General features: G+C 70.2%; 10 protein-coding genes. 3 read left to right on the plus strand and 7 right to left on the minus strand.

Annotated features, from left to right (window positions below; genetic code table 11):
• The first annotated feature begins 328 nt into the window (after window positions 1–328).
• Window positions 329–1018, plus strand: coding sequence for a TetR/AcrR family transcriptional regulator (locus QA802_RS12700; protein WP_319171001.1), 690 nt, complete (start codon window positions 329–331; stop codon window positions 1016–1018).
• A gap of 53 nt (window positions 1019–1071) precedes the next feature.
• Here the strand turns inward: QA802_RS12700 and QA802_RS12705 are convergent, their stop codons facing one another.
• The 7 genes from QA802_RS12705 to QA802_RS12735 all read right to left on the minus strand — a co-directional run bounded on the left by QA802_RS12705 (window position 1072) and on the right by QA802_RS12735 (window position 13935).
• The gene (locus tag QA802_RS12705) at window positions 1072–1434 is read right to left on the minus strand and encodes a 5-carboxymethyl-2-hydroxymuconate Delta-isomerase (RefSeq protein ID WP_334521387.1); all 363 of its coding nucleotides are present in this window, start codon (window positions 1432–1434) and stop codon (window positions 1072–1074) included.
• A 94-nt stretch (window positions 1435–1528) separates the two neighbouring features.
• Window positions 1529–6940, minus strand: coding sequence for a pullulanase-type alpha-1,6-glucosidase (gene pulA, locus QA802_RS12710; RefSeq protein ID WP_334521390.1), 5412 nt, complete (start codon window positions 6938–6940; stop codon window positions 1529–1531).
• Between the two features lie 166 nt (window positions 6941–7106).
• On the minus strand, window positions 7107–8483 hold the full coding sequence (locus QA802_RS12715) for an alpha-amylase (protein ID WP_334521393.1): 1377 nt from the start codon (window positions 8481–8483) through the stop codon (window positions 7107–7109).
• 173 nt (window positions 8484–8656) lie between these two features.
• Window positions 8657–10417: a glycoside hydrolase family 13 protein gene (locus tag QA802_RS12720; protein WP_334521396.1), complete on the minus strand. Its 1761-nt coding sequence runs from the start codon at window positions 10415–10417 to the stop codon at window positions 8657–8659.
• 184 nt (window positions 10418–10601) lie between these two features.
• Complete coding sequence (locus QA802_RS12725) at window positions 10602–11510, minus strand: sugar ABC transporter permease (RefSeq protein WP_334521399.1); 909 nt, start codon at window positions 11508–11510, stop codon at window positions 10602–10604.
• 13 nt (window positions 11511–11523) lie between these two features.
• Window positions 11524–12528: a carbohydrate ABC transporter permease gene (locus QA802_RS12730; protein ID WP_334521402.1), complete on the minus strand. Its 1005-nt coding sequence runs from the start codon at window positions 12526–12528 to the stop codon at window positions 11524–11526.
• Window positions 12529–12660: 132 nt separating this feature from the next.
• Window positions 12661–13935: an extracellular solute-binding protein gene (locus QA802_RS12735; protein ID WP_334521405.1), complete on the minus strand. Its 1275-nt coding sequence runs from the start codon at window positions 13933–13935 to the stop codon at window positions 12661–12663.
• Between the two features lie 401 nt (window positions 13936–14336).
• Here QA802_RS12735 and QA802_RS12740 point away from each other — a divergent pair, with 401 nt between their 5' ends.
• Both QA802_RS12740 and QA802_RS12745 read left to right on the plus strand, forming a co-directional pair.
• Window positions 14337–15371, plus strand: coding sequence for a LacI family DNA-binding transcriptional regulator (locus QA802_RS12740; RefSeq protein WP_334521408.1), 1035 nt, complete (start codon window positions 14337–14339; stop codon window positions 15369–15371).
• Between the two features lie 263 nt (window positions 15372–15634).
• Window positions 15635–16660 (plus strand): phosphatase PAP2 family protein, encoded by a 1026-nt coding sequence (locus QA802_RS12745; protein WP_334521411.1) that lies wholly within the window; start codon window positions 15635–15637, stop codon window positions 16658–16660.
• The last annotated feature ends 208 nt before the right edge of the window (window positions 16661–16868 follow it).

Consider the following 16868-nt stretch of genomic DNA (forward strand, 5'->3'; position numbering starts at 1 on the left):
CTGAGCCCTCGCCGAACCGCGCCGGGCCGGGCCGAGTCGGTTCGCGCCGGGCCGAGTCGGTTCGAAGCCGAGTCGGTTCGAAGCCGAGTCGGTTCGGGCCGGATCGAATTGGGCCGGATCGAATCGGTCGGGTCGAATCGGGTCGGTCCGGGTCGGGTCCGGCCTGCGGGTCCGCGTGCCTCGGGTGTGAAGCGAGCGCGTGGTGTCGGACCTGCGAGGAGGCGGTGACCGCAGGTGTGAGGGATCACCCGCAGGTGTGAGGGATCAAGGAGAACGCGTGCACGGATCCGGTCGGTTGGAGTCCGGATCCGATCGGTAAGGTGTTCGCATGACTACCGGGGTCCGCCGCAGAATGGGCGTCGAGGAGCGTCGGCAGCAGCTGATCGGCGTCGCCCTCGACCTGTTCGCCCAGCGCTCGCCCGACGATGTCTCCATCGACGAGATAGCCGCGGCCGCGGGCATCTCCCGGCCCCTCGTCTACCACTACTTCCCCGGCAAACTCAGCCTGTACGAGGCCGCGTTGAAGCGGGCTTCGGAGGATCTGGCGGAGCGGTTCAGCGAGCCGCGCGAAGGGCCGCTCGGCGCCCGGCTGCTGCGCGTGATGCACCGGTTCTTCGACTTCGTCGACGCGCACGGTCCCGGCTTCTCGGCCCTGATGCGCGGCGGTCCGGCGGTCGGCTCCTCGACCACGAACGCACTCGTCGACTCCGTCCGCCAGATCGCCTACGAACAGATCCTGTCGCATCTGGGCGTGGCCGATCCGCCGCCGCGGCTGGAACTGGTCGTCCGCTCCTGGATCTCGCTCGCCGAGTCGACCGCACTGATCTGGCTGGACGGTCGGCGCATTCCGCGCGAGGAGCTGGAGGTCCAGCTCGTCCACGACTTCGCGGCGCTCACCGCCGTCAGCGCCGCCTTCGACGACGAGCTGCGCACGCTGCTGCGGCCCGTGCTGGGCGGCGAGCCGGCCGACGGCCCGTTCGGCGACCTGACCGCCCGGCTCACCGCCCTCGCCTCCTGAGGCGTCCAGGACACCCGGGCCACCCCGGGCGCTTCGGGGCCCGGACCCGGGCGTCAGCTCTCGTACTTGCGGTACGACGGGTCGAGGTCGCGCACCTCGGCGGAGGCGTGCAGCACGAAGCCGCCGTCCGCCACATGCGCCCGCAGCAGTTCCAGCACGGCCTCGGTCAGCTTCGTCTTCGTTTCGTCGGTGCGGCCGGCGAGCAGCCCCAGCGTGACGTGCACGACGGCGTGCCCCCGCTCCTCGGGGTCGTCGTAGCCGAACGCGGTGAACTCGGCCGGCCGGAACAGGGTCTTGCAGGCCTCCGGCTTGGCCGCCGCGATCTCGACCACCGAGGTGTGCAGGGCCCGGGCGAAGCCGACCCGGTCGAAGGCCGGGGCCATGGTGCTCGAGTAGTCGACGGTGATCTGCGGCATGGGCACTCCTGTTCTGGGTCCAGGGTCTCGGGATCACCCTAGCCTCAGGGGCCCTGCCCGGCCGCGGTGTCTCATCGCGGCCGGGCGGAGCTGCTCACGTCGTCCTGGTGAACACCGCCACGGTCCGGGCCGGGACGGTGAACGTGCCGGACGCCTTGTCGAAGCGGGAGGTCCGTACGGTGGCGTCCGCGCCCGCCGCCTGCACCGGGTGCAGCCGGTATCCCGCGCCGGCGAGCGCGCCGACGGTCTGCCGCTGCACGGTGGGCGTCGCGTTGAAGACGACGACCAGGTCACCGAGCTCCATGGTGATCACTCCGGGCGTCTGCTGGACTCCGGACAGCGGGAAGGACAGGTGTGCCTGCACCTGGGCGGCCGTCCCGAGGGAGAACGCCTTCTCCGTGGTGCGGATCCGCAGCAGGTCCCGGTAGGCGGCAGAGGCCGCCGTGATCTGCGGGCAGCCCACCTCGACCGAGGTCAACAGGGGCTTGGCGTAGGGCCACTTGGACGCGTTGTCGGCGGCCGGTGGCAGTCCGCCGCCGAAGCCGTTGCCGGCCGCGCAGTCCCAGTGGATCGCGTTGAACCAGTCGCCGCTGTCGAAGGAGTTGCGGTCCAGGGACTTCGAGCGCAGCAGGTCGGTGCCGGCCTGGGACAGCGCCGGGCCCTGGGAGAGTGCGGCGGTCGCCATGGCGAGGACCTGCATACGGGAGCGGTCGGCGGCGGAGGTGCCGGCCGGCAGCTTGTAGGCGAGGGCGTCGAACAGCGACTCGTTGTCGTGGGCGTCGGCGTAGGCGAGGGCGTCGCCGGGTGCGTCGGCGTAGCCGGCCGGGGCCCCGCTGTAGTCGACCTCGGCGCCGGTGACCTCCTTGCCGTCGGCGTCGTGGAAGCGGTACGCGGCAAGGTTTCCGGACAGTCCGACCTTGATGAGGTCCTGGTAGTGCAGCAGTCGCGTCCGCTGCTCGGCGGAGGTGCCGTTGGACTGGGAGGAGTTGGGGTCGGTGTAGAGACCGGAGGCGAAGCCCTGCACGCCGGGGTCCTCGTCGAACGGCCCGCCGCCGCGCACGGCGTCCCGGGCACGGTCGGAGAACGTTGCGACACCGGTTCCCGCCATGTTCCGCTGCGTGGCCTGTACGAAGCGGGCGTCGTCGGCGACCTCGCCGAAGTTCCAGCCCTCGCCGTAGAGGATGATCTTCTTGCCGTCGACGCCGTCCTTGGCGGGGGTCAGCGCGTCCAGCGCCTTGCGCACGGCGAGGATGTTGGCCTTCGGGTGGTGTCCCATGAGGTCGAAGCGGAAGCCGTCGACCTTGTACTCCCTGGCCCAGGTGACGACCGAGTCGACGACCAGCTTGCCCATCATGGCGTTCTCGGTCGCCGTGTTGGCGCAGCAGGTGCTGTTCGCGATCGAGCCGTCGGCGAGCAGCCGCTGGTAGTAGCCGGGCACGATCCGGTCGAGGACGCTGGTGCGGGCCTGTCCGCTCGCCGCCGTGTGGTTGTAGACGACGTCCATGACGACCCGCAGGCCGTCCTCGTTGAGCGCCTTCACCATCCTGCGGAACTCGACGGTCCGGGCCGTCCCGTCCGGGTCGGTGGCGTAGGAGCCCTCGGGGACGGTGTAGTGGTACGGGTCGTACCCCCAGTTGTAGGCGTCCTTGGCGGCCACGGCGGAAACGCATTCCTGCTGTTTCTCGGAGGCCGCCGGGTAGGAGGCGAGATCGCAGGCGGGGGCGGCCTGGTCGGCCTTCTTCTCGGCGACGGTGGCGATGTCGAAGACGGGCAGCAGATGGACGTACGACGTGCCCGCCGCCGCCAGCTCCCGCAGGTGCTTCGAGCCGTCGCTGCCACGGTCGGTGAAGGCCAGGTAGCCGCCCCGGTCCCGCGCGGGGACGGTGGTGTCCGCGACGGAGAAGTCCCGGACGTGCAGCTCCTGGATCTGGGCGTCCTTGAGCGGGACGGCCTTCGGCTTGGCGAGCGTCGACCAGCCGCCCGGGGCCAGCGACCGGTCGTCGAGGTCGACGACGAGACTGCGCTCGGAGTCGGTGGTGAGGGCGACCGAGTAGGGGTCGGTGACCTTGTTGACGACGACCTTGCCGGCGCCGGGCGCCCACACGGTCACGGCGTACCGGTAGGGCTTGTTCTTCCACGACGCGGGGCCGGTCACGGACCAGACGCCGGTCGCGTCGTCGCGCTTCATCCGCACGGTGGAGCCGTCGAGCTCCAGGGACACCTGCCGGGCGGTCGGGGCCCAGACGGCCAGCGTGGGACGGCCGTTGCGGAAGGTCGGCCCGAGCCGGGCGGCGGTGGCCCCGGCGTACAGGTCGTCCAGCGCGCCGGCGATCTGTACGCCCGTCGCCGACAGCACCGCCCCGTTCACGGCTCTTTGCGAGGCCACGACCTGGCCGGTCAGCGCCTCGCGCACGCGGCCGCGGTCCCGCGGGTCGACGGACCAGGCGGGGTAGGCGGCGAGGTGCGGGAACTTCGCCTTCTGGGCGTCGGTGAGAGCGGTCTTCGTCAGCCGGAGCCACTTGGCCGCGCCGGTCAGTGTGCCGTCCGCGACGGCGATCGCGCCCTTGTCGCTGTACAGCAGCTGGGTGGAGGCGGCGGCCGGCGAGCCGTTCCAGGCGACCGTGTTCCGGTCGATCCAGACCGCCTTGGAGGTGGTGAGGTCGAGCGCGGCGGCCGATCCCGCGGGCTGCGGGAGCAGGTACGTCTCCTGGCCGTTCAGCAGCCACACCTCGTGGCCGCTGTCCGTCAGGTTCAGCGACTGGTCAAAGGGCAGGTCCTTCTCGTCGCCCTTGTGCAGGATGTAGCTGAGGCCGGTGGCGTTCGCGGCGAGCGGCACCTCGAATACCGCGCCGTAGGCGTCGGTCCGCGCGGGCTTCAGCGGGCTCGACCACTCGGTGGGGTTCGCGGCCCCCGTCCAGGTGTGCAGACCCCAGCCGTCGTAGTTCCCGTCGGCGCGGTGGTAGTGCAGGACGGCCTTGGTGGTGTCCGGTGCCGGATAGGCGGGCCGCTCCGTGCGGACGTCCGCCGAGCCCTGCTCGATCCAGACCTCGCCGGTCGCGGTGACGTCGATCGTGCGGTCTGCGGAGACGTCCTTGTCGCCGTCCTTGTCGATGACGAGGAAGCCGACGCTCGAGGCGCCCGGCTTGAGCTTGACGTAGGCGAAGGCGCCGTAGGCGTCCCGTCCGGTGAAGGGGTGGCTGCCGGGCCAGGTGGTCGCCTCGCCGTCGGCCAGGTCGCCCCAGGCGTACAGGCCCCAGTCGGCGTAGTCGCCGTCGGTGCGCTTGTAGTGGACGACCGCGTAGTCACGGGAAGACCCGGTGGGCGGCTCCTCGGCGGGCGGGGCGCCGGTGACGCTCGTCGCCGTCGCGCTCGCGGTGCGGCCCGCGGAGTCGATCACGACGGCCTTGTAGCGCAGGGCGGTGCCGGCCGGCACGTCCTCGCCGATGGTCTGCGTGACCTTGTAGGGGGCGTGGTCGGCGGAGCCGAGGGTCCGCCAGCCGCCGTTGCCGGTCTGGGCGGCGAAGACGACCCGGTCGAGCCGTCCGCCCGCGACGTCGGCGCTCAGCTCGACGGTGCCGGTGGCGCCCGCGGCGGGGGCGTGCAGGGAGAGCGTCGGCCTGGCCGCGGGGGTGTGCGGCTTGCGGGCGGCCTGGAACACGACGGCCGAACCTGCGGGAACGGTTACGGTGATTTTCCCGTCGGCGCCGGCGGTGACCGTGCTGCCGGTGCCGTAGATCCCGCGGAACGCGGTGTTCGCGGAACCGGTGGCGAACGTTGCTTCCTCGGCGGTGCCGGCGTTGTTGAAGGCGACCACGTACTCGGTCGTGTCCTTGCCGAGGCCGTTGCGGGAGAAGGCGTAGACGCCGGGGCCGTCGGCCGCGTACCGCTCGCTCTGGACGCCGTCCGCGAGGGCCGGGTGGGCCTTGCGGAGCTTCGACAGGGCGGCGATCCGGCGGTACAGCGGCGCGCGGGTGTCGTAGGCGTCGCTCGCGTGGGTGCGGTCGGTGCCGATCTCGTCGTCGTCGAGGTAGTCGGCGGTGCGGGAGGCGAACATCGTCTGGCGGGCGTCCTTGTCGCCGCCGGCGCCGGTGAAGCCCTGTTCGTCGCCGTAGTAGACGACCGGGTTGCCTCGGCTGAGGAACATCAGCTCGTTGGCGAGCCCGTCCTTGGCGAGCAGTTCGGCGTCGGTCGCCTTCGGGTCGTCCTGGTGCAGGAAGTACCCGATGCGGCCCATGTCGTGGTTGCCGAGGAAGGTGACCTGCTCGTACGCGTTGGCCTTGTCGGTCGTGTACTTGTAGTCGTCGCCGAACACGGCCGCGAGCTTCTTCGCGCTGCCGCCCTGGGAGACGTACTGGCGGGCCGCCTCCTGGAAGGGGAAGTCGAGCGTCGCGTCGAGGCGGCCCCGGGTGACGTACGGGGAGGTGACCGACGTGTCGGCGGAGTAGACCTCGCCGAACATGAAGAAGTCGTCACGGCCCTGCTTCTTCGCGTAGGCGTCCAGGGCCGTCGCCCACCGGGTCCAGAACTCCATGTTCACGTGCTTGACGGTGTCGATCCGGAAGCCGTCGATGTCGAAGTCGCGCACCCACCGCTGGTAGATCTTCTCCATCCCGGCGACGACCTCAGGCCGTTCGGTCCACAGGTCGTCCAGTCCGGAGAAGTCGCCGTACGTCGTCGACTCGCCGGCGTAGGTGGAGTCGCCGCGGTTGTGATACATCGCCGGGTCGTTGAGCCAGGACGGGACCTTGGAGTTCTTCTTCGCGGCGGGGACCGTCGGGGTCCGCGGGAAGGAGGCGGCGTCCACCGCCGGGAACATCGCGCCGCCGGCCGCGTGGTCGGCGTCGTCGAACGGTTGGCCGTCCTTCGTCAGGTACGGGAACGCGCCCTTGGAGAGGTAGTCGTAGGACTTCTCCCGGTAGTCGACGACGTCGGCGGTGTGGTTGGTGATGACGTCGAAGAAGACCTTCATGCCCTTGGCGTGGGCCTTGTCGACGAGGGTCCCGAGGTCCTTGTTGCTGCCGAAGTGCGGGTCGACCTGGGTGAAGTCGGTGATCCAGTACCCGTGGTAGCCGGCCGAGGCGTCCTTGCCCGTCCCCTGCACCGGCTGGTTCTTGAAGATCGGGGCCATCCAGATCGCGGTGGTGCCGAGGCCCTTGATGTAGTCGAGGCGCCGGGTCAGGCCCTGGAGGTCGCCGCCCTGGTAGAAGCCCTTGTCGGTGGGGTCGTAGCCGGTGCTCAGGCGTGAACCGGTCAGTCCGCCCCGGTCGTTGGCGGTGCTGCCGTTGGCGAAACGGTCCGGCATGACGAAGTAGAACTGCTCACGGGTGTCGTCGTGCCGGGCGGGCTCGGCGGCGAGCCTGGCGTCGGAGGGCGGCGCGGGCGGGCTGTCGGCTCGCGCGGCGAGCGGCTGGACCAGTGCGGCGGCCAGGGCTGCCACGGCGACGGCGGCCACCCGTCCGGCGTGGGCGGTGCGGCGCGTGCGGGGCGCGGGCCATCTCGGTATCACAGGCGGGAACTCCTTGCGGCTGCGGCTCTGTCGGGTCCGACCCCTGCGCCCGGGACGGCTGCGTCATCCGGGCGTCCGCGCGACCGTATCGCCGACGCAAGCTTTACAGCAAGGGTCATGAAAGACTGGGAAAGAACTTTCACGACCCTTGCTCCCAACGGCTCCCTCAGCAGGTGGATTTGCCCGCGTGGAGCGCCAGCGCCGTGTTGGCGCCCAGCGTCGCGGTGAACTGCCCGGAGGAGTTCACGGTGACGGTCGTGTTGCTCTGGATGTCGCAGTAGGAGCCCGCGGACAGCCCGGTCTGGAAGGTCCGGCTCAGCGAGCCGCTCTCGTGGTTGACGACCACGTACCCCTTCGCGCCGCGGCCGAAGGCGATGGCGTCGCCGCCGTTGTCCCACCAGTTGCCGACCGGCTCGCCGCGCGTGGCGTTGCGGAAGGCCACCATGCGGACGATCTCCGGCCAGGCGTGCTGGCACTTCCAGCCGTCCTGCCAACAGGCGTTGACGGCACCGCCGCCCGGCGGTCCCGCGTCCGCGTTCGACCACTCGTAGCCGGAGTTCACGTCCGGCGCCCCGTACGGGTACGCGAGCATGAAGACGTTGGCGAGGGTGTAGTTCGCGCCGTCCTGGTAGCTGAGGGTCGACCCGTTGCGCTCGGTGTCGTGGTTGTCGACGAAGACGCCGGCGACCGAGCTGTTCAGGTAGCCCCAGCCCTCCCCGTAGTTCTTCAGGTAGGCGAGGTTCTCGTTGCGGAAGACCCGCTTGAGGTCGTAGGCGTAGCGGAACTCCTGGACGTCCCCGTTGCCGGTGTACTCGACGGGCCGGACGGCCTCTGAGCTGCCGTAAATGACCTCCTGCTTCCAGTACACGCCCGGGTTCGTCAGCCGCGACTTGATGTTCGCCAGGTCGGCCGTGTCGATGTGCTTGGCCGCGTCGATGCGGAAGCCGTCGACGCCCAGGGCGAGCAGGTCGTTCAGGTACCCGGCGACGGTCTTGCGGACGTACTCCTCGCCGGTGTCGAGGTCGGCGAGCCCGACGAGTTCGCAGTGCTGGACGTTCCAGCGGTCGGTGTAGTCGCTGACCCGGGAGGTGCAGTCGTCGAAGTCGTACGAGGAGTACAGGCCGGGGTAGTCGTACTTCGTGTACGACGAGCCGCCGGTCCCGGTGCCGCCGCCGGCCGCCATGTGGTTGACGACGGCGTCGACGACGACCTTCACACCGGCCGCGTGACAGGTGTTCACCATGTTCCGGAACGCCGTGCGGTCGCCGAGCCGGCCCGCGATCTTGTAGCTGACGGGCTGGTACGACGTCCACCACTGCGCGCCCTGTATGTGCTCGGCAGGCGGGGAGACCTGCACATAGCCGTAACCGGCCGGACCGAGGGTGTTCGTGCACTCCTTGGCGACGGAGGCGAAGTTCCACTCGAACAGGACGGCGGTGACGTCCTTGACGCCGGGCGGGGCGGCGGACACGGCCGTGGGGGCCATGACGACGGCTGCGGCGGCCAGAGCGAGGGCGCCCGAAAGGGGTCTGCTGCTTGCCATGTGGGGGTTCCTTCTCCATTGAAGGTTCTTGCTGCAATCTTTCAGAAACCTTGCAGTGGCGTGATGTTAATGGTTCGTTGGCTGAAAGAACAGGGAGTCGGAGAAGGCATCGTGAACACGAAAGGTCCGCCGCTCCCCCGAGAGCGGCGGACCTCGTAGTGGGGGGTCCGGCGTCAGGCCGTCGTGAACCAGACCGTGGTGTCCGCCGGCAGCTTCGCCTCGCCGCTGTCCGTCTCGGTCACCTCACCGCTCGCGAGCAGCACCCGCCCGTACGCCGGGGTCGCCACCGACTCCCCCGAGGTGTTCGCCACGCACACGAACTCCCCGCGACGGAAGGCCAGTACGCCCTCCGGAGCCTTCAGCCACTCCACCGAGTCACCGGCGCCCAGGTCGGGCTGGGCGCGGCGGACCGCGAGGGCGGTGCGGTACAGCTCCAGCGTGGAGTCCGGCACGCCGTCCTGCGCCTCGACGCTCAACTCGCCCCAGTGCGGCGGCTGGGGCAGCCAGCTGCCGCCGGTGCCGAAGCCGTACGACGAGCCCTCGCGGGTCCACGGGATCGGGACGCGACAGCCGTCGCGGAAGCCGTCCTGGCCCGCGCCGCGGAAGTACGCAGGGTCCTGGCGCACCTCGTCGGGCAGGTCGACGACGTCCGGCAGGCCGAGCTCCTCGCCCTGGTAGACGTACGCCGAGCCGGGCAGCGCCAGCATCAGCAGCGTCGCCGCGCGGGCGCGGCGCAGGCCGAGCGCGCGGTCGCCGGCCGTGCGGATCTGGGTGCCGAGGCCGGGCGGGTTGGCGAAGCGGGTGGCGTGCCGGGTGACGTCGTGGTTGGACAGCACCCAGGTGGCGGGCGCGCCGACCGGACGCATCGCGTCCAGGGTGCGGTCGACGACCTCGCGCAGCTCCTTCGCGTCCCACGCGGTGCTCAGGTACTGGAAGTTGAACGCCTGGTGGAGTTCGTCGGGGCGGACGTAGTTCGCGGTGCGCTCGACGGTCGGGGTCCAGGCCTCGGCGACGAAGATGCGCCCGCCCGTCTCCCGGCCCCGCCCTTCTGCGGATGGCCCTTCGGGCCCCTTCCCTTCTCCCGAGTACTCGTCGAGGATGCGCCGCCACTGGCGGTAGATGTCGTGGACGCCGTCCTGGTCGAAGAACGGCATGACATCGTTGCCCAGCAGCTTGAGCTGTTCGTGGGAGCCGAGGTCGGGCAGGCCGGGCGCCTTGACCAGGCCGTGGGCGACGTCGATGCGGAAGCCGTCGACGCCCATGTCCAGCCAGAAGCGCAGGATCGAGCGGAACTCGTCGCCGACCGCCGGGTGTTCCCAGTTGAAGTCGGGCTGCTCGGGGGCGAAGAGGTGCAGGTACCACTCGCCGGCTGTGCCGTCCGGCTCGGTCACCCGCGTCCAGGCGGGGCCGCCGAAGATGGACTCCCAGTCGTTGGGCGGGAGTTCGCCGCCCGCGCCCTTGCCGGGGCGGAAGTGGTAGCGGTCGCGCAGCGGCGAGCGGGGGCCGTCCGCCAGTGCGCGCTTGAACCACTCGTGCTGGTCGGAGGAGTGGTTGGGGACCAGGTCGACGATGATCCGCAGGCCCAGTTCCCGGGCGTCGCGGATGAGCGCGTCGGCGTCGAGCAGGTTGCCGAACATCGGGTCGACGGCACGGTAGTCGGCGACGTCGTAGCCGGCGTCGGCCTGCGGCGAGGCGTAGAAGGGGCTGAGCCACACGGCGTCCACACCGAGGTCGCGCAGGTAGGGGAGGCGGGAGCGTACGCCTTCCAGGTCGCCCATGCCGTCGCCGTCGCTGTCGGCGAAGCTGCGCGGGTACACCTGGTAGATCACCGCGTCCCGCCACCAGTCGCGGCGCTGGGCGACGGTGGCGACGGCCGAGGTGGGGGCGGGGGCCGGGGCTGTGGGGGCCGGGGCTGCGGGGGGCTGCTGGCTCATGGCGTCCTTGGTACGTAACGGAGTCATCGGATCAGGGGTCTGTGGAGGGGGGTGACGAGGCGGCCGCGGTCACAGCGGGGTCGGATGGTGACCGCGGCCGCCCCGGGATTTTCGGGGGCCCGCGTCGGCGGGTCGACGTCACCGCGGTTCGACGGCGCCCTGAAGGCGCCCTCACGGCGGGGCGTCACCCCTTCGTGCCGCCCGCGGTGAGGCCGGTCACCAGGTTCTTCTGCACGAGGTAGAAGAACGCGGCGGCCGGTATCGCGATCAGCACCGCGGTGGCGGCCATCAGGTTGCGCTGGGCGTCGTGTTCGCTGACGAAGGACTGCAACCCGACGGCAAGCGTGTACTTGTCGTCGCTCAGCATGAACGTCGAGGCGAACGCGACCTCGCTGAACGCGGTGAGGAAGTTGTAGAAGGCGGCTACCGCGAGACCGGGCTTGGCGAGCGGCAGGATCAGCCGGAAGAAGGTGCCGAACGGGGTGAGCCCGTCCACGCGTCCCGCCTCGTCGATCTCGAAGGGGATGGTGTCGAAGTACCCCTTGAGCAGCCAGGCGCTGTACGGAATGACCGTCGTGCAGTAGACGAGGATCAGGCCGAGGTAGTTGTCGATGAGCTGCAGGTCCGAGAGGATCTGGTACATCGGCACCATCAGTACGGCGACCGGGAACATCTGGGTGACCAGCAGCACCCACATGAACTTCTTGTAGCCGGGGAAGCGCATGCGGGACACGGCGTAGCCGGTGGTGGCGGCGATGAGCACGCCGATGGCGGTCGTGCCGAGCGTGACGATCAGCGAGCTCTTCAACCAGTTGAAGAACTCGGTGTGTTCGACGACGAACGTGTAGTTCGCGAACGTCATCTTGTCCCAGATGCCGCCCGGGTGAAGGTAGTCGTCCTTGTCCGGGCCGAGGGACAGATAGACCAGCCAGGCGATCGGGAAGAGCGCGATCAGGCTCGCGACGATCAGGACGCCGTGCGAGGCGAGGGAGCCGACGAGGCTGTTCTCACCGCGCCGCCGGGCCCGGCGCGGGGCCTTCGCGGGTCGCCGGCCGTCCGCCGCGGCGGAGGTCTCGACTGTGGTGCTGCTCATGGGAACTCCTGCCTCAGATCGCGAGCTGCTGCTCGTTGCGGTTCAGCCAGCGGCGGTAGAACGAGGTGAAGACGATCAGGATGGCCAGCAGCAGGATGCCGTACGCGGCCGACTGGGCGAAGTCACGCGGCTGCTGCCCGAAGCCGAGGTAGTAGGCCCAGGTGACGAGGATCTGCGCGTCGGGGGCGGTCTTGCCGAACAGCAGGAAGATCACGGCGAACTGGTTGAACGTCCAGATGACGCCCAGCAGGACGACGGTGGAGCTGACCGATCTCAGTCCCGGCAGGGTGACGTACCGGAAGCGCTGCCAGGCGCTCGCGCCGTCCATCTCGGCGGCCTCGTAGAGCGAGGCGTCGATCGCCTGCAGGCCGCCGAGCAGCGAGATCATCATGAACGGCACACCGCACCAGGTGTTCACCGTGATCGCGGCGAACCGCTGCCAGAAGGTGTCCTCGAGCCACAGCGGCGTCGGCAGGTGCAGGAAGTCGAGCGCGGAGTTGATGATGCCGCCGTCGGCGAGCATGAACCGCCAGCCGAACACGGTGACGAAGGTGGGCACCGCCCACGGCAGCACCAGGATCAGCCGGTACAGGGTGCGCCCGCGCAGTTTCTGGTTGAGCAGGAGCGCGAGGCCGAGTCCGATGCCGTAGTGCAGGGCGACACAGGCCGCCGTCCACACGATCGTCCAGAGGAAGTGCGACCAGAAGCGGTCGTAGGCCGTCGGGCCCCACAGGATGTCGGCGTAGTTGTCGAGGCCGATGAACTTGTAGGTGGCGTCGATGTGGTTGACGCCGATGGTGCGGGCCGTGTTGAGGCTGTTGGCGTCGGTCAGCGTCAGGTAGAGGCCGTACGCCAGGGGGTACAGCACGAGGACGCCGAGGACGATCGCCACCGGGGCGATCATCGCGTACGCGTACCAGTGCTTCTGGTAGCCGCGCCTGAGGCGGCCGGCCGGCCCGGGCCCCGGCTCACGGTCACCGCGGCGCTTGCCGGTCGCGCGGTCGATGGCGACTGTCATGGTTCGACACCTTCTGGATCTTCACGCTGGATCGTCGACGGGGGGGCTGCGGCCCGGAGCCCGGAGCTCACAGGCCGGTGGCCGCCGGATCTCTCCCCTCCATGATGTGGAAGATCCGGCGGCCGCTCGGGCTCACTTGCTGAAGTCGGGCACCAGCTTGGCGATGGCGAGCTCAGCGTTGCCCAGTCCCTTGTCGAGGGTCTCCTTGCCACCCGCGATCTTGGGCAGTTCGGTGTCCAGAGGACCCCACAGCGAGCTGTACTCCGGCAGCGCCGGGCGCGGCTGGGCGGCGGCCAGCACCGTCTGGTAGCCGGCGATGCCCGGGTCGGCCTTGACGGCGGCGGTGTAGGCGTCGTCGCGGGTGGGCAGCGTGGAGTTCTTCTGCGCGATGGTCGCCTGGGACGCGGCGGACGTCATGAAGTTGACGAACTTCAGCGCCGCGGCCTGGTGGGCCTTGTCGGAGCCGGCGTAGACCGAGAGGTTGTGGCCGCCGGTCGGGGCGCCCGCCTTGCCGGTGGAACCGGCCGGGACGGTGGCGATGCCGAGGTTGGCCTTGTCCTTGAAGGCGCTGCCCTTGTAGAAGTTCGTGATCTCCCAGGGGCCCTGGATGATCGCGGCGACCTTGCCGTTGACGAACGCGTCCTGGATGTGGGCGTAGGCGTCGGCGGTGGTGTCGGCCTTGTGCAGGCCCTTGCCGTCGAAGAGGCCTAGCCAGGTGCCGTACGCCTTCTTCGCGGCCGCCGAGTTCACGGTGATCTTCTTGGCGTCGGCGTCGACGGTGTCGGTGCCCTCGCCGTAGAGGAACGACTGCGCGTAGTAGGCCTGGGTGGAGCCCCAGTAGCCGTCGACGCCGGTCTTGGCCTTGACGGTGGCGGCGGCCGTCTTCAGCTCGTCCCAGCTCTTGGGGGCCGCGGTGATGCCGGCCTTCGCGAAGAGCTCCTTGTTGTAGACCAACGCGAGCGTGTCCGTGACCAGCGGGACGCCGTACGTCTTGCCCTCGTACTTGGCCTGCTCGAGCAGGTTGGACTTGAACTTCGACTGGTCCTTGAGGGCGTCCGTGCCGTCCAGCGGCAGGAAGTAGCCCTTCTTGGCGAAGGCGGGGGTCCAGCCGACCTCGGAGCGCAGGATGTCCGGGGCGCCGGACGCGCCGGCGGCCGTGTCGAACTTGTTCTGCGCCTGGTCGAAGGGCACGTTGACGTACTTGACCTTGACGTCCTTGTTGGCCGCCTCGAACTGCTTGACCAGGGCCTGGTACGTCGGCGCCTCATTGGTGGCGTTGGAGGTGTCCCACCAGGTGATGGTGACCGGCCCGGACGAGTCGTCGCTGCCGCTGTCGTCTCCGCCGCAGGCCGTCGCCGCGAGGGCGAGGGACGCCACCAGCGCGGTGGCCGCTATGCCACGCCGCATGAGTTTCTCCTTGAGGGTGAGAGCCCGTATAGCTGCGGGAAGCGGTCCCGTCCGCTGTTCCCGCCGGCTCCGACGCGCCGTTGCCGCCGTCGAGCGACGTGAACGTAACAGCCCTGCAAGCGACACGAAAGGCCTTGCAGCAAAAAAGTGCAAGAACCCTCCGAAGTTATCCGCGCGTGACCCTGACGTGACCTCCGCTCGACCGCTGTGAGACCGTTGTTGTCGCGGTTGAACGGCCTCACAGCGGGGCACGCGACCACTGTGCAAGACTCTGCAAGCTCTTGCCATCACTTTCATGAGGGAGCACGATGACGCAGCAGGCCGGAGCGGGCCGTCCGACAGGTCGCCCGCGGCGCCCGATCGGTGTGCAAGTCGGCACCCGACCGGTACAGTCCACCCCTGTGACCACACGGCTTGCCGACATCGCTGCGCAGGCGGGGGTGAGCGAAGCGACCGTCAGCCGCGTTCTCAACGGCAAGCCCGGTGTCGCCGCCACCACCCGCCAGTCCGTGCTCGCCGCGCTGGACGTCCTGGGCTACGAGCGCCCGGTCCGGTTGCGCCAGCGCAGCGCGGGGCTCGTCGGCCTGATCACGCCGGAGCTCGAGAACCCCATATTCCCGGCCCTGGCCCAGGTCATCGGACAGGCGCTGACCCGCCAGGGCTACACCCCCGTTCTCGCCACCCAGACCCCTGGCGGCTCCACGGAGGACGAGCTGACCGAGATGCTGGTCGACCGCGGCGTCGCCGGCATCATCTACGTCTCCGGACTGCACGCGGACACCACGGCCGACATGCAGCGCTACGAGCAGCTGCGCGCGCAGGGCGTGCCCTTCGTCCTGGTCGACGGCTTCTCCCCGAAGGTCCAGGCCCCGTTCATCTCGCCCGACGACCGGGCGGCGATGACCCTGGCGGTGACCCATCTCGTCTCCCTCGGGCACACCCGGGTGGGGCTGGCCCTCGGCCCCAAGCGCTTCGTGCCGGTCCAGCGCAAGATCGAGGGGTTCGTGCGCGCCATGCAGGAGCAGCTGGCGCTGAGCCCGGACACCATCGAGACCGAGCTGGTCCAGCACTCCCTGTACACCCTGGAGGGTGGCCAGGCAGCGACCAACGCCCTGATCGACCGGGGTTGCACGGCGATCGTCTGCGCCAGCGACATGATGGCGCTGGGCGCGATACGGGCGGCCAGGCAGCGCGGTCTCGCGGTCCCCCGGGACGTCTCGGTGGTCGGCTTCGACGACTCCCCGCTGATCGCCTTCACCGACCCGCCCCTGACGACCGTGCGCAAGCCGGTCCCGGCGATGGGCCAGGCCGCCGTCCGCACACTCCTGGAAGAGATCGGCGGGACGCCTGCGCCGCACAGCGAGTTCGTGTTCATGCCGGAGCTGGTGGTGCGGGGCTCCACCGCCTCGGCACCCGGGGACCGCGCCCGTCTGTAGCCGGACGCGAGGGGACCGTGCCCGTGCGTAGCCGCACGGCCGGGGACCGCGATCGCCCGTGGCTGTACGCCACCCGCGACTGCCCCCTAGCTGCACGCCGCCCGCGGACCGCGCGCTTGTCCGCAGGGCGGAGACGCCGACCCGCGCTCCCGTAGTCCCACGCCGGGAGGAAGCGAGGAGGGCCTGCCGCCGTAAGGGGTGCAAAACGAACCCGACCGCGGGATGATCGGACAAAGAGGTCTTTTCTGGCACACTTTGGGTCCATGGGTGAATCGACTGTGACGCCGCTGGAAGGCCGCGACCAGGCCCTTCCGCAGGCCGTCACGGCCGGGACCCGGCGCCGCCTCGCACGCCTCCGCAGCCCCCGCCGGCCGCGCCTCTGGTTCGAGATCCTTCTCGTCGCCGTGAGTTACTGGGTGTACTCCCTCGTGCGCAACGCGGTCCCGGAACAGCGTTCCGAAGCGTTGCGCAACACCGACTGGATCTGGCGGGCCGAGCACATGTTCGGCATGGCCGTGGAGGAGTCGGTCAACCACGCGGTGAACTCGGTGACCTGGCTCATCGTGAGCATGAACTACTACTACGCGACGCTGCACTTCATCGTCACGCTGGTCGTCCTGGTGTGGCTCTACCGCAGTCACCCGGGCCGCTACGCGGCGGCCCGCCTCGTTCTGTTCGCGACCACGGCGGTGGCCCTGGTCGGCTACTACCTGTACCCGCTGGCGCCCCCACGCCTGATGCCTCGCGGCGGGTTCATCGACACGGTGATGGTCCACCAGACGTGGGGCTCGATGGCGTCCGGCGACCTCAAACACATGTCGAACCAGTACGCGGCCATGCCGTCCATGCACATCGGCTGGTCCCTGTGGTGCGGCGTGACCGTGTTCGCCCTGGCCCGGCTCCCCTGGGTGCGCGTCCTCGGCCTGCTCTACCCGATGGCGACCCTGGTGGTCATCGTCGCCACCGCCAACCACTTCTGGCTGGACGCCGTCGGCGGCCTCCTCTGCCTCGTCTTCGGCTTCACCGTGTCCCGCCTCTGGTACGGCGCCCTGCCGTACGCCCTGCCGAGAACCGTCCCGGACACACGGCGGGACGACGAAGCCGACGAAGCCGCGCGACGACGCCGCCGCCGGCGCAGCCACAAGGCCCCGGCAGGCTCCAGCCCCCTAGGAACCCCGGACGACTCCGTCGCCGTCCCGACGCCGGGCGGGCCGGACGGTGTACGAAGACCGGGCGGGTCTCCGGACGGGCGGGCAGCGATCCGCACGGACGGCCGCACCGGCGGCTGAGCCGACCCGCGCGCCGTGCCACCCCGGTCACCCCGGTCGCCCTGGTCGCCCACGGAACCACGCAGCCCGCACAGGCGGGGCCGCACCCGTGCCAAACGCTCCCGGACGCGCCCGGGGTCGCTCGCCTGCGGCCCACCGGTCCGGGCGGGGACGGTTCCGTTGGGTGCGGCAGCCGCGGTGTCCGGACAAGCCTGCCGTCGGCCGACGA

Origin of the sequence: Streptomyces sp. B21-105 (assembly GCF_036898465.1) — a bacterium.
GTDB lineage: Bacteria > Actinomycetota > Actinomycetes > Streptomycetales > Streptomycetaceae > Streptomyces.

Coding starts and splice junctions, on each gene's coding strand:
- QA802_RS12700 (WP_319171001.1), top strand. CDS start 329: ATGACTACCGGGGTCCGCCGCAGAATGGGCGTCGAGGAGCGTCGGCAG.
- QA802_RS12705 (WP_334521387.1), bottom strand. CDS start 1,434: ATGCCGCAGATCACCGTCGACTACTCGAGCACCATGGCCCCGGCCTTC.
- QA802_RS12715 (WP_334521393.1), bottom strand. CDS start 8,483: ATGGCAAGCAGCAGACCCCTTTCGGGCGCCCTCGCTCTGGCCGCCGCA.
- QA802_RS12720 (WP_334521396.1), bottom strand. CDS start 10,417: ATGAGCCAGCAGCCCCCCGCAGCCCCGGCCCCCACAGCCCCGGCCCCC.
- QA802_RS12725 (WP_334521399.1), bottom strand. CDS start 11,510: ATGAGCAGCACCACAGTCGAGACCTCCGCCGCGGCGGACGGCCGGCGA.
- QA802_RS12730 (WP_334521402.1), bottom strand. CDS start 12,528: ATGACAGTCGCCATCGACCGCGCGACCGGCAAGCGCCGCGGTGACCGT.
- QA802_RS12735 (WP_334521405.1), bottom strand. CDS start 13,935: ATGCGGCGTGGCATAGCGGCCACCGCGCTGGTGGCGTCCCTCGCCCTC.
- QA802_RS12745 (WP_334521411.1), top strand. CDS start 15,635: ATGGGTGAATCGACTGTGACGCCGCTGGAAGGCCGCGACCAGGCCCTT.